This is a genomic window from Ralstonia sp. PBBBR1, from assembly GCF_002256165.1.
In the GTDB taxonomy this organism is placed as follows: domain Bacteria; phylum Pseudomonadota; class Gammaproteobacteria; order Burkholderiales; family Burkholderiaceae; genus Ralstonia; species Ralstonia thomasii.
The window spans coordinates 104,600-128,774 of the sequence record NZ_NKIL01000012.1 but is presented as its reverse complement, the minus strand read 5'-3'; the positions used below and the strand labels follow the sequence as shown (position 1 = coordinate 128,774).

The window sequence follows — 24,175 nt, the reverse complement described above, 5'->3', positions numbered from 1 at the left end:
TCACACCACACCGAGGAAACCATGACCGCACGTCTTTCCCTGCTGGCCGCCGCAATCACGTCGGCAACGATGGCGTTTGCCACGTCGGCGTTCGCCAAGACCACGCTGACCGTGTACACGGCGCTGGAAGCTGACCAAGTGAAGGCGTACCAGGACGCCTTCGAGAAGGCCAATCCGGACATCGAAATCAAGTGGGTGCGCGACTCCACCGGCGTCGTCACCGCCAAGCTGCTGGCCGAGAAGAACAACCCGCGTGCCGACGTGGTGTGGGGCCTGGCCGCATCGAGCCTGGCCATCCTGGACAAGGAAGGCATGCTGACGCCGTACGCACCGGCCGATCTGTCGAAGATCGGTGCGACTTACCGCGACAAGGCCAACCCGCCGGCATGGGTGGGCATGGATGCCTGGGGCGCCGCCATCTGCTTCAACACCGTCGAAGCACAGAAGCAGAATCTGCCGAAGCCGACGTCGTGGGCCGACCTGACCAAGCCCGTGTATGCCGGCAAGATCGTCATGCCGAACCCGGCATCGTCGGGCACCGGCTACCTCGACGTGAGCGCGTGGCTGCAGATGATGGGCGAGCAGAAGGGCTGGGCCTACATGGACGCGCTGCACCAGAACATCGGCCAGTACACGCACTCGGGCTCCAAGCCTTGCAAAATGGCCGCCTCGGGCGAGTTCCCGATCGGTATCGCGTTCGAATACCGCGCGGTGAAGTCGAAGAAGGAAGGCGCCCCGATCGATATCGTGCTGCCGTCGGAAGGCCTGGGCTGGGACGTGGAAGCGACCGGCATCATGAAGGGCACCAAGAACCTGGAAGCGGCCAAGAAGCTGGCCGACTTCTCGGCAAGCCCGGCTGCGATGGCGCTGTACGAGAAGAACTTTGCCGTGGTCGCCACGCCCGGCTTCTCCAAGCCGGATCCGCTGCTGCCGGCCGACTACGAAAAGCATCTGATCAAGAACGACTTTGCGTGGGCCAGCGCCAACCGCGATCGCATCCTCGCCGAGTGGACGAAGCGCTACGACGGCAAGTCGGAGAAGAAGTAAGCGATGCAAGCTCCCGTAACTCAAGGGGGCCTGGATGCCAGCACCGACGTCGCCATCGTCGGGGCTGGCATTTTGGGCTTGGCGCACGCAGCCGCTGCCGTCAAACGCGGCCTGCGCGTGACGGTGTTCGAGCGCAGCGATATTGCCGTCGGTGCGTCCATCCGCAATTTTGGGCAGATGCTGGTGACTGGCCAGCCGCCCGGCATCATGCTGGACCTCGCGCGCGAGAGCCGCGCGCTGTATCTCGACTGGGCCGACAAGGCCGGCATCTTTGCGCGTGCGAACGGTGCGTTGCTGTTTGCCCGCAATGCCGCAGAAGAAGCCGTGCTGGACGAGTTCATGGCAACGCGTGCACCGGCCTTCGGCTACAACGTCAAGCTGCTGCGCAGCGCAGACCTGGCGAATCTTTACGATGGCCGCTTCCTGCGCCACCGCGCGGCGCTTCAGGGCTTTGATGATCTGCAGCTCTATTCGCGCGAAGCGATTCCGGCGTTGGCGTCGTGGCTTGCCACGCAAGGCGTGCGTTTCCATTTCGGCACGCTCGTGCGCCATGTGGAAGGCGGCCGGCTGGAGACAACCGCCGGCGTGTGCAACGCCCAGCGCGTCGTCGTCTGCAGCGGTCACGATTACCAGACGCTGTGTGCTGACCAGCTTCGCGCGCTGCAACCGCAGGTTTGCCGCCTCCAGATGCTGCGTGTCACGCCCGAAGACGGCTTCCGCCTGGAACACGCCGTGCTGACCGGCCTGTCATGCACGCACTACGGCGCATTTGCGGATCTGCCGACCGCCCAGGCACTGGCCATGCAGATCGAGCATCAGCGACCGGAGCTGGCGCGTCATGGCATTCACCTGTTGGTGAGCCCGACGCCCTATGGTGACTGGATCGTTGGCGATTCGCACGACTACGGCCAGGACGCGCGCCCGTTCAACGCCGAGTCGGTCGACAACATCTTGCTGGATCTCGCACGTGACACCTTTGGAGCCAAGCTGCGCGTGGTCGAGCGTTGGCAGGGCGTGTACGGCGCGAAGTGCCGTGTGCCGGGCAGCGGCGCATTCTCCATTACCCGCGTGGATGACCGCACCACAGTCGCGCTGATGCACAGCGGCATTGGCATGAGCGTCGGACCGGCGCTCGCGCATCGGCATATGGATGCGCTCGTCGATGGCACCGAGCTGCCGCAATGGACGCCGCCGGCAAGCGTGCCCGCAGACGTGGCCGCCTGACATAGCTACTGTTCAGTGCAGACGCCCGCATGGTTCACGCCGGGCGGGCGTTCTTGTTTTCAGGCAGGAAAGAGTTCGACGATGGGCCAGCCGCGCGATTCGGCCACGGCACGCAAAGTGCTGTCGGGGCTCACGGCCACCGGATGCGAAACGGCCTCGAGCAGCGGCAGGTCGTTGCGTGAATCGCTGTAGAACACGGTGCGCGTGAAATCCGTCATGCGCTGGCCGCGCTGTGCGAGCCATTCCGTGACGCGCACGATCTTGCCCGCGCCAAACGTGGCCGTGCCGAGCGGGTTACCCGTGAAGGCGCCATCGCTCTGGCCGTTGAGGGTCTCGCCTTCCACCGCCAGCAGATGTGGCACGTTGAACGCGGCGGCAATCGGCTCGGCCAGGTAGCGGTGCGTGGCGGTGACGATGCAGCAAAGATCGCCGGCGCGCAGGTGTGTGTCGACCAGTTGCCGCGCGCGCAGCAGCATGGCTGGCGTGATGATGTCGCGCAGGAACGTCGCACGCCAGGCGTCTAGCCGCGTACGCGGGTGCTGGGCCAGCAGACCGAGCGAGAAGCGCGCGTGTCGCGCAAAGTCGAGCGTGCCGTCGCGGTATTCCCGCATCCACCGTTCGTTGGCTCGCTCGAAGACGCTTCGATCCACCGCGCCCTGGGCGACCAGAAAGCGGCCCCATTCGTATTCGCTGTCAATGGGTAGCAGGGTGTGGTCCAGGTCGAACAGGGCAAGCGATTGCATACAACGGGCGGGCAGGGGCGGTTGAAAAATCGCGAAGTTACGGCCCTAGCGCGTCGCGGCTGTGTCCATTGCCATAACTTTGGCGATGAACGCATCGGCCTTTTTCTCGGGTGCGTGGGCCAGGTGCGGGTCCAGGCAGTCAAGAAACGCGCGTACCAGTCGTGCGTCCTTGCGCTCCTTCAGGAAGTACAGGTATTCGTGAATGACTGGCGCGTTGCCGGCAAATGGCAGCACGCGCACGTCGGGCCGGCGCGGTGCTTCACGTGCGGGAACGATGCTGCAGCCCAGCCCCAGGCTGATTGCTTCGTAAATGGCTTCCCGGCTGCCGATGATGCTCGTGCTGGCAGGCTCGATGCTGGCCGCGGCGAACGCGTCTTCGGTGACGCGGCGGGTGACAGAGCCGGGTTCGCGCATCAGCAGTTGGCAGCCGGCGATGTCCTCCAGCGTGACGCTCGGGCGACGAGCAAGTGGGTGGTCCAGCGGCACCACCAGCACCATCGTGTCTTCGGCCAGCGTGATGCGATGCAGCCGTTCGTCATCCACGGCGTGAGACGAAACAGCCAGGTCGATACGCACCTCCGAGAGCGCCTCGAGCATCTGCTGCGAGTTGCCGAATTCGATGGTGATCTCGATGGTGGGATGGCGTGCGCGAAACGCCGCCACGCTGGGCAGGATGTAGTACGGGCCCGTGGCGCCCACGCGCAGGTTGCCGGTGCGCAGATCACCGGCATTGCGCAGGAGAAAATCGACGTCGCCTTCTTGCTGCGCGAGGCGCTCGACGATAGGCATGAGGCTCACGCCCAGGTCGGACAGGTCCAGCCGGCTGCCGCGGCGGTGAAACAGTTCCACGCCGTACATCTCTTCCAGTTGGCGGATACGTCCGGTCACGGTCGGCTGCGACAGGCGCAGGCGCTTGGCGGCCGACGTGACGCTGCCCTGGCGCGCCACCTCGAAGAACGACATCAATAGATCGGCCAGCATGCTTGTGTTTCCCTGATATGTCTTTTCTTGATCGTCAGGCGCCCAGTCTAGGCAGCGTTTGTGACGCTACATGCGGTGAAACCTTACGGTCAGCCATGGACAGACGCGCGGGCGGCGGCGATTGCCACGTGCAAGTCAACGTGGCGTGGGTCGCATCGAAAAGGAAGGGCGCGCGAGGACGGGGCGGGCGCACATCGTGCTACCGTGTCCACCTATGCGCGTAATAGAGGAGAGACCATGCCGGTGCTGAAGGTCGACGTCGTCACGGCAGAAGAACGGCTGTACGAAGGCAATGCCAAGTTTGTGGTGATCCCCGGCACCGAGGGCGAACTGGGCATCTTGCCCGGCCATGAACGTCTGCTGACGCGCATGCGCCCGGGCAGTGTCCGCGTTACGCAGGAGAACAACGAAGAAGTGATCCTCTTTGTAGCCGGCGGCTTTGTCGACGTGCAACCGGAGCAGGTGATCGTGCTGGCAGATACCGCCGTGCGCGCACACGACCTGGATGAGGCGAAAGCGCAGCAGGCCCGCAAGGCGGCTGAGGAGCTTATGCAGAACAGCCAAAGCAAATTCGACTACGCACGCGCGCAGGCGGAGTTGGCCGAAGCCGTCGCGCAACTGGCCGCCATCGAGCGTTTGCGCAAGCGCCGCCGCTGAGGCTTGGCCATCACAAGAAAGGGGCCATGCTGCCCTGCACCACAACGGCGCTGACGTGTCGTCCCACCAGGGGTGGGGTAAAGAACCGCGCCGGTTCTCCGTTTTAGAGCAGAACGATCGAATTTCCCGCCGAACGTCGTCCCACAGACGTGATCGGTTCTGCCGGTTCTGCTGATGTCGCTGCTTGTTGTGATTGCCCGTGCGCTTGGGCTTGGTTGCTTGAAACATCCGAGTGCAGAGCATGTGTTCTCGTTGCCAATGCGCTTGCCGTGCGCGCTGCTCGACCCGAGCCGAATTGCGCAAATGTTTGCGGTGGCGGTTACGTCGCTTTCCACGACAGCGCTGGCCCAAACAGACGTGACCGACCTGACCGCGTTGCCTATCGAACAACTCATGCAGGTGCAGGTCGTCACCGGCGCATCCAAGTACGCGCAAGCCGCGAATGAGGCGCCTGCCAACGTTTCGGTCATTACCGCGGCGGACATCAAAGCCTATGGCTGGCGCACGCTGGCCGACATCCTGGGGAGCCTTCCAGGGCTCTACACCAACTACGATCGCAGCTACAACACGCTTGGGGCGCGCGGCTTTCTGCGGGCGGGCGACTACGACACCCGCTTCCTGTTGCTGATCGACGGCCATCGCACCAACGATCCGATCTTCGATCAGGCAGCCGTCGGGACCGAAGCCATCCTCAACGTCGACCTGATCGAGCGGGTGGAGTACGTGCCCGGAGCGGGCTCGGCGGTGTACGGGTCGAACGCGCTGTTCGGTGTGATCAACATCATCACCAAGCGCGGCCGTGACATCGACGGCGTGCAGGCCAGTGCATCGACCGGCAGCGCCAATGCGCGCGATGCCCGCCTGACGTGGGGTAAGCGAGCCGAGAACGGTGCCGAGTGGCTGCTGTCGGCCAGCGTGAGCGATGCTCCGGGCCGCGACCTGTACTTTGCCGAGTTCAATCAGCCCGGCGTGAGTGACGGTGTGGCCCGCGGCATGGATTTCGACCGCGCCAAGCGTCTGTTTGCCAAGGGCAGTTTCGGCGAGTTCGGGATGACCTTCGGCTACGTCGATCGGACGAAGGGCGTGCCCACTGCGCCGTACAACCAGAGCTTCAACGACCCGCGCTCGCGCGCTGTCGATACGCGGCAGATATTCAACGGCACCTGGCAGCACGCATTGGACGACACGACCGACGTGTCTGCGCGGCTATTCTGGGGGCGGTATGCGTCGCTGGGCGATTACACGTACAACCCGCCCCCGGCCGGCATCAACCGCGATGTGTTCGATACCGCGTGGTACGGCACGGAACTCAAGCTCGTGACGCGCCGTATCGAACGCCATACGCTGGTCATGGGTACCGAGCTGCAACGGGATTACCGTGATGCAATGCGTAATTTCGATACGGTGCCCTACGTCAGTTACCTGGACGACCATCGCACCAACAACCGCGTGGGCGCATACGTGCAGGACCAATTCATGCTCCATCCGGATTGGGTGCTGGATACGGGCCTGCGCTACGACCATACGAGCTTCACGCCGGGCATCTTCAGCCCACGTGTGGGCCTGATCTGGCATGCCGCCCCAACGACCACCGTCAAGGCGATCTACGGCATGGCCTATCGCGCGCCGAACGATTACGAATTGAACTATCAGAGCAGTGCCCCCGGCGGCCAGCAGGCTACCCACGGGCTGTCGGCCGAACGCATCCGTACGTATGAAGCGGTTGTCGAACAGCAAGTTGCCGCAGGCGGCAAAGCCACGTTGTCGGTGTTTCAGAACAACGTTTCCAACCTGATCAGCCAGAGCGAAGACCCGAACACCGGGCTGCTCTTCTTCAGCAACGTGGCGCGCGTGCGCACACGGGGCGCAGAACTCGGCTACGAGCAGAACTGGCCGGGCGGCACGCGCCTGCGCACGAGCTACAGCTTCCAGCGTTCCGAAGACATCGACAGCGGCCAGACGCTGGCCAATTCGCCGCGTCACATGCTCAAGATCAATGCCACCGCGCCCGTGTGGCGTGACGACTGGCGCGCAGGGATCGAGGCGCGATACATCAGTAACCGGCTGACGACCACGGGCCAAGTGGGCGGTTACTGGATCGCCAACCTGACCTTGCTGGCGGCGCAGCTGGCACCCAATCTGGAGATGTCGGCCAGCGTCTACAACCTGTTCGATCGACGCTACGCCGATCCGGCCGGGCCGGAGCAACCGCAGCCATCAATCGAGCAGGATGGCCGTACTTTTCGCGTGAAATTCACCTACACCTTCCGATGAACACCCCGCACGGCACTGTCCGACGCGCCCGAAGACCAGGCCCGCGCAGGTTATGTGCGGCGCTGGGCGCCGTGCTGGCTGGCGTGGTGTGCATGGGCGCCACGCACGCGCAGATGCAGGCCAGCGAGGTGCAGGTCAAGGCAGCGTTCATCTACAACTTTGCGCTGTTCACCAACTGGCCGGCCGATGCCATCCAGGCCGACGCCCCGATGGTGTTGTGCGTGACAGCACAGCATCCGTTGCAGGCAGCCTTGGAAAAACTGACAGGAAAACCCGTGCGCGGACACCGCCTGGAAATCCGAAAGATCAATGACGGTACCGTTGCCGGCTGCCATGTCCTGGTGTTTGACGCGCGTGCTTCGAACGGCGTGCGTGTCGATCCGGCCACGCCCATGCTGACGGTGTCCGACAGCCCTAAAAACCAGCGCGCACCCGGCAACCCCGAACCGATGATCGCGTTGACGCTGCATGACGATCGCGTGGTCTTCGACATCGATGCAGTGGCCGCGCGGCAAGCCCATCTGCAACTCAGCTCACAACTGCTGCGCCTGGCGAGGACCGTGCAATGAGCCTGTACGTTACGACCCCTCGGCCCCGCCTGGGGCACTCCATGGTGCGAGCCAATATGGCCGGTGCCGGTGCGGCACTGACCATTGCCGGCTTCCTGCTCATCGTGTTCCAGTTCATCGCGCTGCATGCGGCGCTGGTGCGCGATGTGCATGTGCAGGCGCGCATCGTCGGTGCCAACAGCGTGGCCGCGCTGCTTTTCAATGACCGCCGCGCGGCAGAAGAAACGCTGGGCGCTCTGGAGGCATCGCCGTCACTGCGCGCTGCAGGCATTTTCAGCGCGCTGCGCAAGCCGCTGGCGCTGTATCAGCACGGCGATGCCGCGCCCGTCCGGGCACCCGATGCCGCCATGCTGCGCGAGTCGGCTGTATCGACGCTCACCACGCTGGAGGTGGTGGAGCCCGTGGAATCGGAGCGCCGCGTGATCGGCTACGTGGTGGTGCGCTCCAGCCTGAGCGAGCTGTACATGCAACTGCTCGGCTATGCGGTGCTGACCGTATCGGTGGGCATCGGTGCAATGGGCCTCGCGTATCTGGTGATCGCCCGCATGCGCCGCGCGGTGCTGCAGGCAGAGGCGCACCTGGACTACCTGGCCCACATCGATTCGGTGACGGAACTGCCGAACCGGCACGCCTTCAACGAACGCCTGCAGGTGTCGCTCAAGCGCGCAGGCCAGACGGGGGCGGTTGGGCTGCTCCTGCTGGATCTGGACAACTTCAAGGTCGTCAATGACACGCTGGGCCACAACAATGGCGACCGCCTGCTGCGCCAGGTTGCACGGCGGCTGAACGACGTGATCGAGCAGGCCAACCTGCGCGCCGTGCTGTGCCGCATCGGCGGAGACGAGTTCGCGGTGATCGCAGAGTTGTCGGGCCGTGCACAGATTGCCGAGACAGAAGCGGCAACGCTGGCCGATGGGTTGGCCAAGCGCATTCTTGCCGCGCTGGGGGCGCCGTTTTCACTCGACCTGCATCAGATCTACGTCACAGCCAGCGTGGGCGTGAGCCTGTATCCGCATGACGCACGTGACGTGCAGGTGCTCACGCGCAACGCCGACACGGCGATGTATCACGCCAAGAACCACGGCAAGAATGCGGCCGCCAGCTTTACGTCGGAGATGGACCAGCAGGCGCGCCGCCGCCTGCGCGTGGAAGCCGATCTGCGCCGGGCGCTCGACCGCGAAGAGTTGTTGCTGGCCTACCAGCCGCAGGTGCGCCTGAGCACCGACGATGCTCACGACGCGGTGATCTCCAGGGCGAACGTCTACGGCGTGGAAGCACTGGTGCGCTGGCGCCATCCCGAGATCGGGCTGATTGGCCCGGGCGAGTTCATCGCCGTGGCGGAAGAAACCGGGCTGATCGTGCCGCTTGGCCTGTGGGTGCTGCGTACCGCGTGCCAACAGGCGGTGCGCTGGATGCGCGAAGACGGCGTCACGCTGCGCGTGGCCGTCAACCTGTCGGCTCGGCAGACGCGCGACCCGGCGCTCGTAGAAAACGTCATGGACGTGCTGCGCGAAACCGGCATGCCGCCGCATCAGCTCGAGCTCGAAATTACGGAGAGCGTGCTGATGGAAGACATCGAAGCCAACATCGCGCTGCTCGAATCCCTGCACGCGGCCGGCATCAGCCTGTCGATCGACGATTTCGGCACCGGGTATTCGTCGCTGGCGTATCTGCAGCGTTTTCCGATCCAGAAGCTCAAGATCGACCGCAGCTTTGTGCAGCGCATGCCCGGCGACGGCGAAGCCATTGCCGGCGCGGTGATCGCCATGGCCCACAGCCTGCGCATGCAGGTGGTGGCCGAAGGCGTGGAAGACCCCGAGCAGCTCGCGTTGCTGCGCGACGCCGGCTGCGACCTGGGGCAGGGCTACCTGTTCTCGCGCCCGCAGCAAGCCGACGCGTTGATGGCCTGGCTCAACCGACTGGACAACGCTGCGGACAGCGGCACCGCTGCGTATGCCGAAGAGGAGGTGGTGCCGAGCGCGTCGTTGCCGTCGTCGTTGGCGGGGTAGCAGCTATACAGACGTTCAAGCAGCCGCCCGCCGCGCCGCGCGCGTAGCCCCGGCTGTCAGCACCACCACGGCCGCGAGGATGATGCCCGTTGCGCCCAGCGTCTGCGGTGCGACGACTTCATCGGCCAGCCATGCGCCCATCAGCAGGGCGATGGGCGGGTTCACATACACATAGCTTGTCGCCATGACGGTGGACACGCGTTCCACCAGCGCCATGTAGGCCGTGAACGCGATGGCCGAGCCGAACACCACAAGGTAGCCCCACGCAAGCGCGGCATGCGTGCCGATGTGGCTGGGCCACGTTTCGCCGGTGAGGAGGCTGAGCACGACGAGCGCCACGCCGCCAAAGGCCATCTCCAATACGAAAGCCGTCATGCCCTTGGGCATGTCGATGCGCTTGGAGAGCTGCGAGCCGAACGACCATGACGCAATGGCAGTGGTCAGCGCGAGCACGCCGACCGTGCTGGCCTGAAATTCCGCTCCGCGAAACAGCACCGCAATCCCGATGCTACCCAGCGCAATCGCGCCAATTTCATACGCCCGCAGGCGGCCGCCGGCCAGCAGCGTCCACAGCGTGGAGAACAGCGGCATGGACGCAATCATCACCGTGGTCGCACCCGACGAGATGGTCTGCTCGGCCACCGCCGTCATGCCCATGCCGCCCACCAGCATGAACGCGCCGATCAATGCGCAGTTGCGGACCTGGCGCAAGGTCGGCCGTTCTTCGGGCCGCTTGCGCTGTCGCAGGACGACCAGCGGGGCGAGCAGCACCGCCGCAGCCAAAAAGCGCGAGCCCATCATCAGAAAGGGCGGCAGATCGGTCAACGCAAAACGGATGGCGAGATACGTTGTGCCCCACACCACGTAGGTGATGAGCAGGCACAGAGCGATGAAGGGGGACATGACGGAACCTCTGGGAGGAAGTCCCGATGCTACGCAAGGCGGCCTTATGCGCAAAACGAGTTTTGTTATCACTCGTTGTGAACATTGTTAGCAAGCAAGTGAGCTGAGGCGTGTGTGGAGTTTGGAACTCCAATCATGGGGTTGCAGACCTCGCGTTCCCGGTTATGAACCCGGCGTGCGGGGTTTGGAACCCCATGCACGGCGTTCAGAACCTCAATGTTGGCGTTCGCACTACGAGTTATCGAGGTTCTGAACGCCACCCGTCACGTTCCGAACGCCAACGGTGGAGTTCGGAACCTCAAGCGTGGTGTCCGTAACCTCAAGCGTGGAGTGTTGGAACGTCAAGTGTCGAGTTCAGAACGCCAAGCGTGACGTCCCGAACCTTGGCGGCCAGTTAGATGACCCGGAAACCGTGCGTTCCGTCGCGCCGCAGCTGCTCGACCAGCCCGAACTCCCAGTCGAGATAGGCCTGCATCGCGGTACGCGGCGCGCTCGTGCCCTCGTACGGGCGGCGATAGCGGTCGATGCGGTCTGAGGCCAAGCGGGTCTCGCCGGCTTCAACGGGCAGGCCGGCCGCCACCCAGGCTGCGGTGCCGCCGTCGAGCACCCAGACCTCGGCATGCGTCAGCTTGGCGAGGTCGGCGGCGGCAAAGCGGGCGAGCTGGCTGGAACCGCACGTCAGCACATAGCGGCGTGCGGCCGGGATGCGTTCCAGCGCGGCGGGCAAGTCTGAACGTACGGCAAACCACGCGCCCGGAATATGCCGCGCAACGTAGTTGGCGCTGCGTGTGACGTCGATGACGGCGGTGTCGCCCGCTTCGAGCCAGCCTGCCAGAGCGCGGGCGTCAACGGTGCGCACGGCGGGGGGCGGCGGGGCAGGTGTCTGCCACGTCCCGGTGACGCTGCGCTCGCTCGCGTCGACCGGATCGACGACATAAACCTCCCAGCCCATCTGTGCGAGCCACGAGGCGGACATGTCGGCGCGCACGCCGTCGTCATCGGCCAGGACGATGCGCGCGCCGCGCACGGCAGCCGTATGGTCGGTTTCCTGCACGAGCTGGCCGCCGGGCGCGCTGGCAAAGCCGGGCAGGTGGCCGGCGGCGTATTCCTCGGGCGTGCGCACGTCGAGCTTGTAGACCGTGCGGTCCGGGGTCTCCAGTTTGGCAACGTCAGCCAGCGCAATACGCGGCACGTTGGCGCGTTCGGCCACCGCGCGCGCATCGGCCTGTGCCTGCGCGCGTGTTTCGGCAGACACCTCCTGCGGGTGACGACGGCTGGCGCCATGGTCGAGCACCTGATCGGCCAGCAGCCAGCCGATGGTGCCGTTGCGCAGTGCCGCAACCGGGTTGGGGATGCCGGCATTCACGAGCGATTGCGTGCCGATGATGCTGCGCGTGCGTCCCGCGCAATTGACGATGACCTGCGTGGTCGGGTCCGGTGCCAGCTCGCGGATGCGCAACACCAGCTCGGCACCCGGCACGCTCGTCGCCGTGGGGATGCTCATGGTCTGAAACTCTTCATAGCGGCGCGAATCGACGATCACCACGTCGCGCTTGGCATCAAGCAGCGCCTTGACTTCCTGCGCGCTGAGCGACGGCGTGTGGCGGTGTGCCTCCACGTATTCGCCAAAGGATTTGCTCGGCACGTTCACGTCCTGGAACACTTCGCCGCCGGCTGCGCGCCAGCCATCGAGTCCGCCTTCGAGCAGGTACACGCGCGTATAGCCGAGTTCAGCCAGCTTGGCCGCCGCGCGCGGGGCGAGGTCCACGCCATCGTGCACGCCATACAGCACGATCAACGTGTCCCGGCGCGGAATGCGCGACCACGCTTCCAGTTCCAGCCGGGAGAGCGGCAGGTTGGCTGCCCACAGCGGATGCGCCTGGGCATACGGGTCTTCCTCGCGGACGTCGACCAGCGCGATCTCCTTGCGGGCCAGCAGGGCGGCGCGCACGTCGGCATACGCCAGCGTCGGGACGTGGGTTTCGGCCAGCGGTGCCGCGACCGGCGATTCGATGGCGTCGATAGCGTCGATGGTGGTGCTCATGATGCGGGCGTGTCCTTGGAACGGTCCCAGAGATTGGGCAGATGGGTATTCGAATAGCCGGAGACGAACGGCTTGCGCTCGCCGTCTTCCGTGTAGACGGAACGGTGGATGCCGCCGATGTTGCCGCCGTAGACGTGGATGCTGATCGACGTGCGATCGTCAAAGGCGTTGTGCACGCGGTGGATGTCACCCACGCGCGGCGAGACGTGCTCCACCGCGCCGGGCTCCAGGCGGATCGCCGGGCCGTCGGGTTGGGGTTTGCCTTGGGCGTCGAGCTTGAACGGCTGCGAGTATTCGGCGCCGCGCAGCATGCCGATCAGGCCCCACGTGGTGTGGTCGTGAATGGGTGTGCGCTGGCCCGGGCCCCAGACAAAGCTGACAATGGAAAAGCGCTCGCCGGAATCGGCATGCAGGAGGAACTGCTGGAAGTGCTCGGGGTGCGGCTGGGCGTATTCAGCGGGCAACCAGTCGTCGCGGGCGACAAGCGCACTGAGCAGGGCGCCGGCGCGCGAGAGGATTTCGGCTTCGGTCGGTTGCTGATCCAGCAGGCGCGACAGCGCCGTCACGAACTCACGCAGCGGCGCGATGGACTGTGTTTGTGCGGGTGCCGCAGAGGAAGCAGCAGCGGAAACAGTGGCGAGTACGGGCGTGCTCATCGACAGGTTCCTGATGTGGGATTTTTGGGCATCTTGCTGGACTTGGTTGGCGGCGTCCAGCTAAACCCCGAGCGCAGTACGGCCGGCTGCCAGCAGGATGGAGTCGTTCTGCGGCGTGTGATTGCGGCTGCACAGCACATCGCGATAGTGGCGCTCGAGCGGGTTGTGGCGCGACAGCCCGTGATTGCCGGACACCTGCAGCGCCAACTCCACGGCGCGGATCGCGTTGGTGGTGACGGTGTACTTGAGCAGCCCGCTTTCGGTGATGGAAAGCGGCGCGCCCGCATCGGCGGCTTCGGCTGCATGATCGAGCAGCACGCGGTTGGTTTGCAGCGCGGCGGCAACCTCGCCCACCACTTCCTGCATGCGCGGCAGCGTGGCCAACGGCCCGCCCAGGTTGGCCGGTGCCCGCGTGTTCAGAAACTGGATGAGCCAGTCGCGCGCGGCCTGCGCCACAGCGTCGTACAGGCTGCCGAGCAGCACGTTCATCCAGGCTTGCTGGTCGAGTTGCGCGCCCGTGTCGGCTTGCGCGGCACTGTGCGCTGCCCATTCCGAAGCAGGGCGGATATCGACGGCTTGGTCGAGCGGAATCTCCACATCTTCGAGGATGACGTCGTGGCTACCCGAGGCACGCAGGCCGAGGTGGTTCCAGGTTTCTTCGATGCGGATACCCGGTGTTTCCGGCAACGGACGCGGCACGAGAAAGATCCCCACGCGCGGCTCGGCCTCATCGGTGCGGCCCCACACGGACAGCCAGCGCAGGGCAGGGCTGCCGGTGCTGTAGAGCTTGCGGCCCCGGATGCGCCAGCGATTGCCGACACGCGTTGCCACTGTGGCGGGCAAACCGCCGCGTGCGGGCGTGCCGAGGTCGGGCTCCACGCGCAGCGCGTTGATGAGCGCGCCTTCATTCAGCGCAGTCGCAAACACCTGTTGCCGAACATGCGCGGGCCAGCGCGTATCGGCACGTGCGATGGCGCGGTGCTGTAGGTACGTCATCGTCAGCACAAGCGCGGTGGCTGCATCGGCATGCGCGATGGACGCAATGATCTGGCGTGCCGTTTTCAGACCCGCGCCGCCACCGCCATGCGTTTGCGGAATGACTTGCGCGATCAACCCCGAAGCATGCAGCAACGCAAAGTTTTCGTGCGGAAAGCTGCCCTGCAGATCGTGCTGTGCGGCGGACGCGGCCAGCTGCGGAGCAATGGTGGCCAGCACTTCGGCAAGCCGGTCGGGCGGCGTTGGCAGACGATGCAAGGGAGCAGGCGACATGGCGATGCAATGTGCGAAGCAGGTGACATTGGCGCACAGCGTATCCGGGTTGCCAGGCGCCACGAACGACCTATGCCGTATATGCAGCGTTGAAATTATTCGTTAGTGCAATGCAGGTGGTGACGTAACTTCATTCGCATTCATGGCGGGGCGCAATGCCTCGCAAGTCTTCTAACGATATGCGGAACGGAGCCAGCATGAGCGTCGATTTCATCGGCATGATCCAGAGCCAGAAGCAGTCTGAAATTCACCCGCCCGATCCGAACGGGCCGGTGATCGACCGCGATTACGTACGTGCCTTTGCACAGGCGCACGAACAGGCCGGCTTTGATCGCATCCTCGTGCCGCACCATTCGACGGGGCCGTCGGCCACGCTCACGATCTCATATGCAGCCGCGTTGACGGAGCGCATTCACTTCATGCTTGCGCACCGGCCCGGGTTCACCAATCCGACGCTGGCCGCGCGCCAGATTGCCACGCTGGACCAGTTCACCGGTGGCCGCCTGGGCGTGCACTTCATCTCGGGCGGTTCCGACAGCGAGCAACGTCGCGATGGCGACTACCTCGACCACGACCAGCGCTATGCACGCACGGACGAATACCTGGGCATCCTGCGGCGCATCTGGACAGAGTCGAAGCCGTTCGACCACGAGGGCGCGTTCTATCGCTTCGAGCAAGGCTTCTCCGAGGTGAAGCCTGCGCAGAAGCCCCATGTGCCGATCTACTTCGGTGGTGCTTCGGACGTGGCCGTCGAGGTGGCCGGCAAGCATGCCGACGTGTATGCGCTGTGGGGTGAATCGCTCGACCAGGTGCGCGATCTGACAACGCGCGTGCGGGCCGAAGCCGCCAAGCACGGGCGCAGCATTCGGTTCTCGGTGTCGTTCCGCCCGATCCTGGCAGAAACGGAAGACGCCGCCTGGGCACGGGCAGAGAGCATCCTTGAGCGGACCCGCGCGCTGCGTGTGCAGCAGGGGTACAGCCGAGGCGGCCCGCAACAGAGCGAGGGCGCACGCCGCCTGCTCGCGGCGGCCGAACAAGGCGAGCGCGTCGACAAACGTTTGTGGACGGCCATCGCCAAGGAAACCGGTGGACGTTCCAATTCCACCTCGCTGGTCGGCACGCCGGAGCAAGTGGCCGATGCGCTGCTCGACTACTACGACCTGGGCGTCACCACCTTCCTGATCCGCGGTTTTGATCCGCTGGAAGACGTGGTGGATTACGGTCGCACGCTCATCCCGCGCGTGCGCGAGCTGGTGGCGCAGCGTGAAGCGCAGCGCAAGGCCGCGTGAGGCACGGGCATGAGCGCAGTCCTTTCCATCGAGCGCGGGGCATCGTCCACGCTCAAGCTGAACAGCACGCCGCAGCAGAAATTCTGGTTTGATCCGCCCGCCACGCGGCCGACGCTCGAGGCCGAGCGGCGCCATCGGCAGGAGCGCCTTGCAGGCGCGTTCCGGCTGTTTGCGCGGCACGGCTTTGACCTCGGGCTGGCGGGCCACATCACCGCGCGCGATCCGGAGTTGATGGACCACTTCTGGGTCAACCCGCTGGGGGTGCATTTCTCGCGCATCAAGGTGTCGGACCTCCTGCTCGTGAACGCGCGTGGCGAGACCGTCATCGGCAACCGGCCGCTGAACAAGGCGGCGTTTGCGATTCATGCGGCGATTCACGAAGCGCATCCGCACATCGTGGCTGCGGCGCACACCCATTCGACCTACGGCAAGGCGTGGTCGACCCTGGGCCGGCCGCTGGATCCGCTCACGCAGGACGCATGCTCGTTCTATGAAGATCACGCGCTGTTCGACGACTTCACCGGCATGGTGGTCGATTCCAGCGAAGGCGAGCGCATTGCGCATGCGCTCACCAAGCCCGACGGCGGCACGCACAAGGGCGTGATCCTGAAGAATCACGGCATTCTCACGGCCGGCCCGACCGTGGAAGCGGCGGCGTGGTGGTACATCGCGCTGGACAACGCAGCCCACACGCAATTGCTGGCCGAGGCCGCGGGCACCCCTCAGCCGATCGATGCCGCCACGGCACGCCACACGCACAGCCAGGTGGGCGGGCAGGAGGGTGCGCTGCACGCATTCGAGAGCCTTTACGCCGGCCTGGTCTCGGCCGAGCCGGACGTGCTCGATTAAGTCGTCGCCTGACAGAACAGATCGAACACATCATCACGGGGAGCATTCAATGAGCGAAGAGACCGCGGGCATCTCGCGCCGCAAGATATTGCACGCAGCGGCCGCCACGGCGCTGGCTGCACCGGCATTGATCCTGGGCCGCAAGGCCTACTCGCAACAGCGCAAGCTGACGTTTGCTTGGAACCAGAACGCGTTTTGCCTGACGCCCATCGTGGTGGCGCAGGAACGCGGCTTCTTCGAAAAGAACGGACTGCACGTCGATCTGATCAACTACAGCGGCTCGACCGATCAACTGCTCGAATCCATCGCCACAGGCAAGGCCGACGCTGCAGTCGGCATGATCCACCGCTGGCTCAAGCCGCTGGAAGCGGGCTTCGACGTGAAGATCATCGGCAGCTCGCATGGCGGTTGTGTGCGGCTTGTGGGTTCCAAGGCGGCAGGCGTCACCAGCCTGGCGGCGCTCAAGGGAAAAACCGTGGGCGTGAGCGATCTTGCTGCCCCGGGCAAGCACTTCTTCACCATCCTGCTGGCCAAGAACGGGATTGACCCGGACAAGGACATCACCTGGCGCCAGTACCCGGCCGACCTGCTGGGCGTGGCGGTGGACAAGGGCGAGATCCAGGCGATTGCCGACGGCGACCCCAACCTTTTCCTGCTGGAGAAGCGCACGAACGGCGCCTACGTGGAGCTGGCCACGAACCTCTCCGGTGAATACGCACGTAAGGTCTGCTGCGTGATCGGCGCACGCGGCGAACTGGTCCGCAATGACCGCCCGACGGCATCCGCACTGGCGCGTTCGATTGTGCAAGCCACGGATTTCGTCAACGAAAACCCGAATGAGGCGGCCAAGGTGTTTGCCAAGTATTCGCCCAAGGTGGCGCTGGACGACTTGCGCAAGCTCTACGCCACGCTCACGTACACGCATCACCCGACCGGCGTCGACCTGCGCGACGAGATTGCTTTCTACGCGGAAGATTTCCGCCGCATCGGCGTCATCAAGAAGACCACCGATCCGCAGCGCTTGGCGCAGCACGTGTACGTGAATGTGCTGGCCTGAGGCACGGCGCGTGAGCACATGAGGAACACATCGACATGAGCACCATCCCGCAAACACTGGAGGCGCCGGCCCCGCTGTCCAACCCATTTGCCGATGCCGTCGAGCGCGGAGGCGCATGGCGCACCGGCGCCGTGGCCGCATTGGCTTGGGCCGCCTTCGGCCTGCTGACGTGGCGCTGGCCCAATCACGTGGTCGGCTTCAGCGATTGGGCGTTCACGGCGGAGCTGGGCGTTGCCGCGTTGATCGTTGGAATTGCGCTGTTCGTGGTGGCGCTGGCAGCGGGCCATGTGGCTCCGTTGCGCCCCGTGCAGGAAGCGCTGCAGCCGGCCGGGCCGTGGTTGATCGCTGTGCCTGTGGTGCTGGCATTGTGGGAGGTGCTGACCGCCAAGTCCGGTGCATTGCCCACACCGTTCTTTGCGCCGCCGCAGGCATTGATCGAGGTGTATTCGGAAGACTGGCCGCGTCTGGGCGACAGCGTGTTGAATACGCTCAAGCTGCTCGGCATCGGTTATCTGCTCGGCGCGTTGACGGGCTTTCTGGTGGGCGTGTCGATCGGCTGGTCGCGCGCGGTGGGCTACTGGGTGCATCCGGTGCTGCGCATTCTCGGGCCGTTGCCGGCGACGGCGCTGTTGCCGATCACGTTCTACTTCTTCCCGTCGAGCTATTCGGCGGCGGCTTTCCTGATCGCCTTGGCAGCCGGCTTTCCCGTGGCGGTGCTCACGTGGTCCGGCGTGGCGGGCGTGAGCAAAAGCTACTACGACGTTGCCCGCACGCTGGGCGCATCCAACGCATTCCTGGTGCTGCGTGTGGCGATTCCGGCAGCCCTGCCGCAGGTGTTCGTGGGGCTGTTCATGGGGCTGGGCGCTTCGTTCACGGTGCTGGTGACGGCGGAGATGATGGGCGTGAAGTCGGGCCTCGGCTGGTACCTGACCTGGGCGCAAGGCTGGGCATCGTACGTCAACATGTATGCCGCGCTGATCGTCATGGCGCTGCTGTTCTCCAGCATCATCACGCTGCTCTTCAAGGTGCGTGACCGCGCGCTGGTCTGGCAGAAGGGGACGCTGAAATGGTAGCCGTGCTGGAACGCGAGGCGCCGCCTGCGGCCACTGTCGGGGCGCGTATCGACGTGCAGGGCGTCAGCCACTGGTTTGGCAGCCGCGCCAATCCTCTGCAGGTGCTCGACGGTGTGAGCCTGACTATACAGCCGGGTGAGTTCGTTGCGCTGCTCGGGCCAAGCGGTTGCGGCAAGTCCACGCTGCTGCGCCTGATTGCGGGGCTGGAGCCGCCCACGCGCGGCCGCATCCTGCAGGACGATGCCCCCATCGACGCGCCGGACCCGTCGCGTGTGGTCGTCTTCCAGGACCCGACGCTCTACCCATGGCGGCGCGTGTGGGACAACGTCGCGCTGGGCCTGCAAGCGCGCGGTGTGCTCAACGCAGAGCGTGACCGCGTGGACGATGCTCTGGAGCGCGTGGGCCTGGGCGGCTTTCATCGGGCGTTTCCGCATGAGCTCTCGGGCGGCATGGCGCAACGCGTGGCGCTGGCGCGTGCGCTGGTCAACGATCCGCAGTTGCTGGTGCTGGACGAACCGCTGGGCAAGCTGGATTCACTCACGCGGCTGGCCATGCAGAGCGAGCTGGTGACGCTGTGGCAACGCGCGCGCTTCTCGACCGTGCTGGTGACGCACGATGTGGAGGAGGCGTTGTTCCTGGCGCAGCGTGTGGTCATCTTCAGCCCGCGCCCGGCGCGCATCACGGCGGAACTGACGGTGGATCTGCCTTACCCACGCCATCGCGGCGACCCGCGTTTGAGCGCGTTGCGGCACGAGGCACTCGGTCATCTCGGCCTGGGCGAGACCTGGTAGATGGCGGCACCATCATGAGCGGACCGGAAGCGACGGTCTGGCTCAACGCATTGCTTGGCTTTCTGCAATGGGCGCAGCACGGCGTGCTGGTGCTGCTGCACACGCTTGGGCTGACAGGCGAGGTGCACGGGCAGCCGGCGTGGCCATGGGATGTGCGCATCGCCGGTGAAACCCTGCTGATCGATCTTGGGCAAGCGCGGCAGCTTGGCCTGACGCTGATTGCCTTGATGCTGGCGTTGGTGGCCGTCGTGATCGCGGTGCTCGTGCGGCGGTGGCGGCCTCTGTCATCCGGCGTCGCGGCGGGCCTGCTTGTGGTGGCGCCGTGGCCGTCGGCGGTTGTGCTCGCGCCCGCCGTGCCGACGAGTTTCCATGTGAGTCCAACGGCCTTTTCGGTGACATCCATCACGCAGGGCACGCGCATCTACAACGCCGCCTGCGCAAGCTGCCACGGCGCAGACGGCCGAGGCGAAGGCCCCTTGGCGGCCACGCTTACGCGCTGGCCACCCACGGTGGTCGGCCCATTGCTCGGCCGTCATGCCGATGGCGAGCTGTTCTGGCACATCGCCCACGGCATGCAGGACACGCAAGGTGCGTCGACCATGCCCGCATTTGCCGGTCGACTGGGCGACGCCGATATCTGGGCGGTACTCGACGCCATGAAGGTGCTGGCCGCGAGCGGTGGCGTGCGTGCCGGCGGCTGGCCGCTGCCGGTGGCGCTGCCCGCGTTGTCCGTGCGCTGCGGTGACGCGCCGTCTCAAACCTTGGCTGCGTGGCGCAACGGCCAACGCGTGAGGGTGGTGGCAGTGGATGCGGCATCGAGGGCCGGCATCCCGCTGGAAGACCCGCGTTTCCAGACATTGCTGATCACGCCGGATGGCACGTTGCCACCGCCAACGCGCGCGTTCCAGGCGCGTTGCGTCGCTGCAGGCGCCGACGCCTGGAGCGTCTTCGCCGCCATCGCCGGTGCTGCGCCGCAAGCGTTCTCCGGCACGCAGTTGCTGGCCGACCGCAACGGCTGGTTGCGCGCACGCGGCGCACCGGGCACGACGTGGTCCGACGCTGACTTCCTGTGCACTTCAGCCGCACGCGGAACCGCCCGCACCACAAGTGGCCTCGATTCCTTGATCGCCCGCATGGACGCCGAACCCGTGCGCTATGTGAAAGGCGGCTTCATCCACTGACCCTCGACCGCATCGCTCCATCACCATGCCGCAACATCGACGACGTTTTCTGCAATCCACGCTGGCACTCGCTGCCGCGCCTGCCTTGTCCATCGCGCAACCCCGCCTCGTGCTCAAGGCCGGCGACCAGAAGGGCGGACTGCGCGCGCTGCTCGAAGCCGCCGACGCGCTCAAAGGCGTGCCGTACGACATCCAATGGACCGAATTTCCGGCGGCCGCACCGCTGGCCGAAGCGCTCAATGCAGGCGCCGTCGACTTGGGCCCCATTGGGGATGCGCCAGCCATCTTTGCCTTGGCGGCGGGCACACGGATCAAACTGATCGGCGCCAACCGATCCGACCCATACGGCACGGCGGTGCTGGTGCGGCCGGATTCTCCGCTGAAGACCGCCGCGGATCTGAAAGGCAAGTCGATCGGCACGAATCGCGGGTCGATCGGGCACTTCGTGGCGCTCAAGGCGTTGGAGTCTGCGGGGCTGGGTCCGGACGATGCCAACTTCCGCTTCCTGCCGCCGGCAGATGCCAAGCTTGCGCTGGTCAACGGGTCGATCGATGCGTGGTCAACGTGGGAGCCCTACACGGCGATGGCCGAAACGGCAAAGCATGCGCGCGTGCTCGTCAGCGGGCGCGGGTTGTGGTCGGGCCTCAGCTACTTGGCCGCCACCGACGCTGCGCTGGCGGCCAAGCGCGATGCGCTGCGCGACTTTTTGCAGCGCGTGGTGCGTGCGCAGGTGTGGTCGTACCAGCATGTCGACAGCTTTTCGGCCACGCTGGCCCGCATCATCGGCATCGCGCCGGAGGCTGCGCGGCTGCAGTTCGCACGTCGACAGACGGTGTGGCGCGCCATCGATCCGCAGGTCATTGCGGAGCAGCAGCGCACGGCCGATTTCTACGTGAAGGTGGGCCTGCTCAAACAGCGGCTGGAGGTGGCCACCACGTTTGACACGGGCTTTCCGCTAATCGCCTAGCGGGTGTTGCCTGAATGGGATTCCGCGCTCGGCCGCGAGCCACCATGCGGGCCGGCGGTACCCGGCGCTTCCGCGACGTTCTTGGGCAGGTTGGCGACCGGCGTGACAGCGTCTGGCGCGTTGTTGCCGCCCTTGCCAAAGCGCGCTGCCAGACGGTCCTGCACTGCGGTCAGCTGGGCCTGCTCCTGCGCCTTCTGGGCGCGCTCGGTCTCGGCCTGCTGGGCAGCGGCGGCTTGCTCAGCCGGCGTGGGCGGCGGCAGTTTGCCGTGGGCGGGATGCGGCAAAGCAACCACCGTCAGGCCGATGGCCGCCGCGGCGAGCCACAGGGCGGTGCGTGGAATGTTCTGGGGTGTTTTCGGCATGGCGGTCTCCGGGTCGGGATCGCCATGGCTCCAGCAAGTGCGGTGCCGCGTGAGTTCAGCGCCGCTCGGCAAGGGCGTTGTGCAGCACCGTCTTGAGCACGTTGAAGACGGGGTTGTCGTTGTCCTTGCGATAGGCCATCCAGAGTTCGACCGGCTTGGCCGGCGTGGTGCGTACCGGGCGATAGACGACGCCTTCGAAGTGCAGCATGGCCGCTGCTGCGGGGATGAGCGCCACGCCGATGCCCGCACGCACCAGCGCCAGCATCGAGTGGATCTGGCTGACGTATTCAACGATGTCGGGCAGCACCTCCGCACGCTCCAGCAGGCTGCTGACCATCTGGTGGAAATAGCGCGCCTCGTATGGCGAATACATCAGCAGCGGCTGGCCCTCGCAATCGCGCAGGCTGGGGCGTTGCGGCCAACTGTCCGCCACCGCTTCCGGCAGGGCGATTACGAGCGCTTCCTGCGAGCACGGCACGGCAATCAGCTCGCCATGCTCCACCGGCGGGCGCAGCAGGCCGACGTCGATTTCGCGCGCATCCAGCGCCGAGAGCTGCGCGCCGCTCACCATCTCCTTCAGCGTCAATCGCACGCCGGGTGAAGCCGCCCGCACGGCGCTCACTAGCGAGGGCAACTTGCCATAGCCGACCGACGCGGTAAAGCCGATCGCCAACTGCCCAGCAGCGCCCGTGGCCACACGCCGGGCCGTCGCCGCCGCCTCGTCCGCCAGGCGCAGGATGCGCGATGCGTCGGGCAGAAAACTGCGCCCCGCGGCCGTCAGCTTGACCGAGCGGCTATTGCGCTCCAGTAGCTCTGTACCGACCTGGTGTTCGAGCAGGCGGACCTGGCGCGACAGCGGCGGCTGCGTCATGTGCAGGCGTTCTGCCGCCCGCCCAAAGTGCAGTTCTTCGGCCACGGCAACAAAGCAGCGGAGTTGGCTGAGTTCAAACATCGATTCAAAACCTGTATGGATTGAGTCAGTGCTTATCTTGAATCGGAAAGATCGCCGATGCAAGAATCGGCTCGCCCTCGGGGCAGATCGATGCAGGAAATGGCGAGTTCGGATTCCCTGTATGCGCTTTACGTCGAGCCCGAAGGCGCGGTGTGACAGGGCACTAAGCAGGCGCGGCCGCGCCGTCACGTGCGGCCGCAGCATCGGGACTGGCAGCTTAGGGAAGACCCTGTATCAATACAAGTTCTGTATTAATCGAGTTATTAGTTGGCTTGGACTTGAATCGATCCCGATGCAAGAATTCGCTCATCAACAACACGCATTCATCACGAGCGAGACATGTCCCGATACAGCCCCAAAGAGTTCGCCCAACAGATCGGCTCCGGTCTGCTGTCCTTCCCCATCACGCACTTCAAGGCGTCGGATCTGTCGTTCGACGAGGCCGCGTATCGCGCCAACCTCAGCTGGCTGTTCAGCCACGAGGCAGCCGGCCTGTTTGCGGCAGGTGGCACGGGCGAATTCTTCTCGCTCACCGCAGCTGAGACGGACCGCGTGGTGCGTGCTGCCGTGGCTGAAACCGCCGGCAAGATTCCGGTGATCGCCCCGGCCGGCCGCGGCACGGCCGAATCGATCGAATACTGCAAGGCCGCAGAAGCTGCCGGCGCCGACGGCATCCTGCTGCTGCCGCCGTACCTGACCGAAGCCTCGGCCGACGGCGTGGCCGCGCACGTGGAGCAGGTCTGCAAATCGACCAAGCTCGGCGTGATCGTCTACAACCGCGCCAACCAGGTCCTCGACGAGAACCACCTGGAACGCCTGGCAGACCGCTGCCCGAACCTGGTCGGCTTCAAGGACGGCGTGGGCGATCTGGAACTGATGACGCGCATTTACGCCCGCCTGGGCGACCGCTTTACCTATGTCGGCGGCCTGCCGACGGCCGAGACCTTTGCGCTGCCGTACCTGACGATGGGTGTGACGACGTATTCGTCGGCCATCTTCAACTTCGTGCCGAAGTTCGCGCTAGAGTTCTACGCCGCCGTGCGCGCCTTCGACAATGCCAAGGTCTACAAGATGCTCAACGAGTTCGTGCTGCCGTACATCCAGCTGCGCAACCGTAAGCGCGGCTATGCCGTGTCGATCGTCAAGGCCGGTATGAAGGTCATTGGCCGTGACGCAGGTCCGGTCCGTGCTCCGTTGACCGACCTGACCGACGCCGAGATTGCAGAACTGTCGGCGTTGGTGTCGCGCGTTGCCGAAGTGGAAAAGCTGGCGGCCTGA

22 protein-coding genes are annotated in these 24,175 nt (G+C 65.3%); 14 read left to right on the top strand and 8 right to left on the bottom strand.

Annotated elements, in window-relative coordinates; translation table 11 throughout:
* Nucleotides 1–21: 21 nt before the first annotated feature.
* Nucleotides 22–1,047, top strand: a complete 1,026-nt coding sequence (locus CFE42_RS20220; RefSeq protein ID WP_004633921.1) for a putative 2-aminoethylphosphonate ABC transporter substrate-binding protein — start codon at nucleotides 22–24, stop codon at nucleotides 1,045–1,047.
* A 3-nt stretch (nucleotides 1,048–1,050) separates the two neighbouring features.
* Entirely contained in the window at nucleotides 1,051–2,271 is a 1,221-nt protein-coding gene (locus CFE42_RS20215) for a TIGR03364 family FAD-dependent oxidoreductase (protein ID WP_004633923.1), read from the top strand.
* A 59-nt stretch (nucleotides 2,272–2,330) separates the two neighbouring features.
* Here the strand turns inward: CFE42_RS20215 and CFE42_RS20210 are convergent, their stop codons facing one another.
* Both CFE42_RS20210 and CFE42_RS20205 read right to left on the bottom strand, forming a co-directional pair.
* A complete protein-coding gene (locus tag CFE42_RS20210) occupies nucleotides 2,331–3,014 on the bottom strand; it encodes an HAD family phosphatase (RefSeq protein WP_004633925.1) in 684 nt (227 codons plus the stop codon).
* Nucleotides 3,015–3,059: 45 nt separating this feature from the next.
* A complete protein-coding gene (locus CFE42_RS20205; RefSeq protein WP_004633927.1) occupies nucleotides 3,060–3,995 on the bottom strand; it encodes a LysR substrate-binding domain-containing protein in 936 nt (311 codons plus the stop codon).
* Nucleotides 3,996–4,232: 237 nt separating this feature from the next.
* Between CFE42_RS20205 and CFE42_RS20200 the strand changes: the two genes are divergently transcribed.
* The 4 genes from CFE42_RS20200 (at nucleotide 4,233) to CFE42_RS20185 (ending at nucleotide 9,504) form a co-directional block, all read left to right on the top strand.
* Nucleotides 4,233–4,652 carry a F0F1 ATP synthase subunit epsilon gene (locus CFE42_RS20200; RefSeq protein WP_004633929.1) on the top strand — a complete coding sequence of 140 codons (420 nt, stop codon included), beginning with the start codon at nucleotides 4,233–4,235 and terminating at the stop codon, nucleotides 4,650–4,652.
* 258 nt (nucleotides 4,653–4,910) lie between these two features.
* Nucleotides 4,911–6,926 (top strand): TonB-dependent receptor, encoded by a 2,016-nt coding sequence (locus CFE42_RS20195; RefSeq protein WP_004633930.1) that lies wholly within the window; start codon nucleotides 4,911–4,913, stop codon nucleotides 6,924–6,926.
* A complete protein-coding gene (locus CFE42_RS20190) occupies nucleotides 6,923–7,495 on the top strand; it encodes a YfiR family protein (protein WP_004633933.1) in 573 nt (190 codons plus the stop codon). Before CFE42_RS20195 ends, CFE42_RS20190 begins: the two co-directional genes overlap by 4 nt.
* The gene (locus CFE42_RS20185; protein ID WP_004633935.1) at nucleotides 7,492–9,504 is read left to right on the top strand and encodes an EAL domain-containing protein; all 2,013 of its coding nucleotides are present in this window, start codon (nucleotides 7,492–7,494) and stop codon (nucleotides 9,502–9,504) included. Before CFE42_RS20190 ends, CFE42_RS20185 begins: the two co-directional genes overlap by 4 nt.
* 15 nt (nucleotides 9,505–9,519) lie before the next feature.
* On the opposite strand, the gene CFE42_RS20180 is transcribed toward CFE42_RS20185, so the two are convergent.
* From CFE42_RS20180 to CFE42_RS20165, 4 genes are all read right to left on the bottom strand, one after another.
* Entirely contained in the window at nucleotides 9,520–10,407 is an 888-nt protein-coding gene (locus CFE42_RS20180; RefSeq protein ID WP_004633938.1) for an EamA family transporter, read from the bottom strand.
* Between the two features lie 394 nt (nucleotides 10,408–10,801).
* The gene (locus CFE42_RS20175) at nucleotides 10,802–12,451 is read right to left on the bottom strand and encodes a rhodanese-related sulfurtransferase (RefSeq protein ID WP_004633940.1); all 1,650 of its coding nucleotides are present in this window, start codon (nucleotides 12,449–12,451) and stop codon (nucleotides 10,802–10,804) included.
* Nucleotides 12,448–13,107, bottom strand: coding sequence for a cysteine dioxygenase (locus tag CFE42_RS20170; protein ID WP_004633942.1), 660 nt, complete (start codon nucleotides 13,105–13,107; stop codon nucleotides 12,448–12,450). The genes CFE42_RS20175 and CFE42_RS20170 overlap by 4 nt, the downstream gene beginning before the upstream one ends.
* Before the next feature lie 60 nt (nucleotides 13,108–13,167).
* Entirely contained in the window at nucleotides 13,168–14,376 is a 1,209-nt protein-coding gene (locus CFE42_RS20165) for an acyl-CoA dehydrogenase family protein (RefSeq protein WP_037044699.1), read from the bottom strand.
* A 197-nt stretch (nucleotides 14,377–14,573) separates the two neighbouring features.
* Between CFE42_RS20165 and CFE42_RS20160 the strand changes: the two genes are divergently transcribed.
* Genes CFE42_RS20160 through CFE42_RS20130 form a run of 7 tightly spaced genes read left to right on the top strand, consistent with a single transcriptional unit; the run spans nucleotide 14,574 to nucleotide 21,583 of the window.
* Nucleotides 14,574–15,665 carry an LLM class flavin-dependent oxidoreductase gene (locus CFE42_RS20160; RefSeq protein WP_004633946.1) on the top strand — a complete coding sequence of 364 codons (1,092 nt, stop codon included), beginning with the start codon at nucleotides 14,574–14,576 and terminating at the stop codon, nucleotides 15,663–15,665.
* Nucleotides 15,666–15,674: 9 nt separating this feature from the next.
* The gene (locus CFE42_RS20155; protein WP_004633948.1) at nucleotides 15,675–16,514 is read left to right on the top strand and encodes a class II aldolase/adducin family protein; all 840 of its coding nucleotides are present in this window, start codon (nucleotides 15,675–15,677) and stop codon (nucleotides 16,512–16,514) included.
* A gap of 49 nt (nucleotides 16,515–16,563) precedes the next feature.
* Complete coding sequence (locus CFE42_RS20150) at nucleotides 16,564–17,571, top strand: ABC transporter substrate-binding protein (protein ID WP_004633950.1); 1,008 nt, start codon at nucleotides 16,564–16,566, stop codon at nucleotides 17,569–17,571.
* A 35-nt stretch (nucleotides 17,572–17,606) separates the two neighbouring features.
* Nucleotides 17,607–18,644 (top strand): ABC transporter permease subunit, encoded by a 1,038-nt coding sequence (locus CFE42_RS20145; RefSeq protein ID WP_004633952.1) that lies wholly within the window; start codon nucleotides 17,607–17,609, stop codon nucleotides 18,642–18,644.
* On the top strand, nucleotides 18,638–19,435 hold the full coding sequence (locus CFE42_RS20140; protein ID WP_004633954.1) for an ABC transporter ATP-binding protein: 798 nt from the start codon (nucleotides 18,638–18,640) through the stop codon (nucleotides 19,433–19,435). The genes CFE42_RS20145 and CFE42_RS20140 overlap by 7 nt, the downstream gene beginning before the upstream one ends.
* A gap of 14 nt (nucleotides 19,436–19,449) precedes the next feature.
* A complete protein-coding gene (locus tag CFE42_RS20135) occupies nucleotides 19,450–20,616 on the top strand; it encodes a cytochrome c (protein WP_004633956.1) in 1,167 nt (388 codons plus the stop codon).
* 25 nt (nucleotides 20,617–20,641) lie between these two features.
* Entirely contained in the window at nucleotides 20,642–21,583 is a 942-nt protein-coding gene (locus tag CFE42_RS20130; protein WP_004633958.1) for an ABC transporter substrate-binding protein, read from the top strand.
* On the opposite strand, the gene CFE42_RS20125 is transcribed toward CFE42_RS20130, so the two are convergent.
* Both CFE42_RS20125 and CFE42_RS20120 read right to left on the bottom strand, forming a co-directional pair.
* A complete protein-coding gene (locus CFE42_RS20125; RefSeq protein WP_004633959.1) occupies nucleotides 21,580–21,945 on the bottom strand; it encodes a hypothetical protein in 366 nt (121 codons plus the stop codon). The two genes, CFE42_RS20130 and CFE42_RS20125, sit on opposite strands and share 4 nt — an antisense overlap.
* A gap of 55 nt (nucleotides 21,946–22,000) precedes the next feature.
* Nucleotides 22,001–22,897: a LysR substrate-binding domain-containing protein gene (locus CFE42_RS20120; protein ID WP_004633961.1), complete on the bottom strand. Its 897-nt coding sequence runs from the start codon at nucleotides 22,895–22,897 to the stop codon at nucleotides 22,001–22,003.
* A gap of 339 nt (nucleotides 22,898–23,236) precedes the next feature.
* Between CFE42_RS20120 and kdgD the strand changes: the two genes are divergently transcribed.
* On the top strand, nucleotides 23,237–24,175 hold the full coding sequence (gene kdgD / locus CFE42_RS20115) for a 5-dehydro-4-deoxyglucarate dehydratase (protein ID WP_004633970.1): 939 nt from the start codon (nucleotides 23,237–23,239) through the stop codon (nucleotides 24,173–24,175).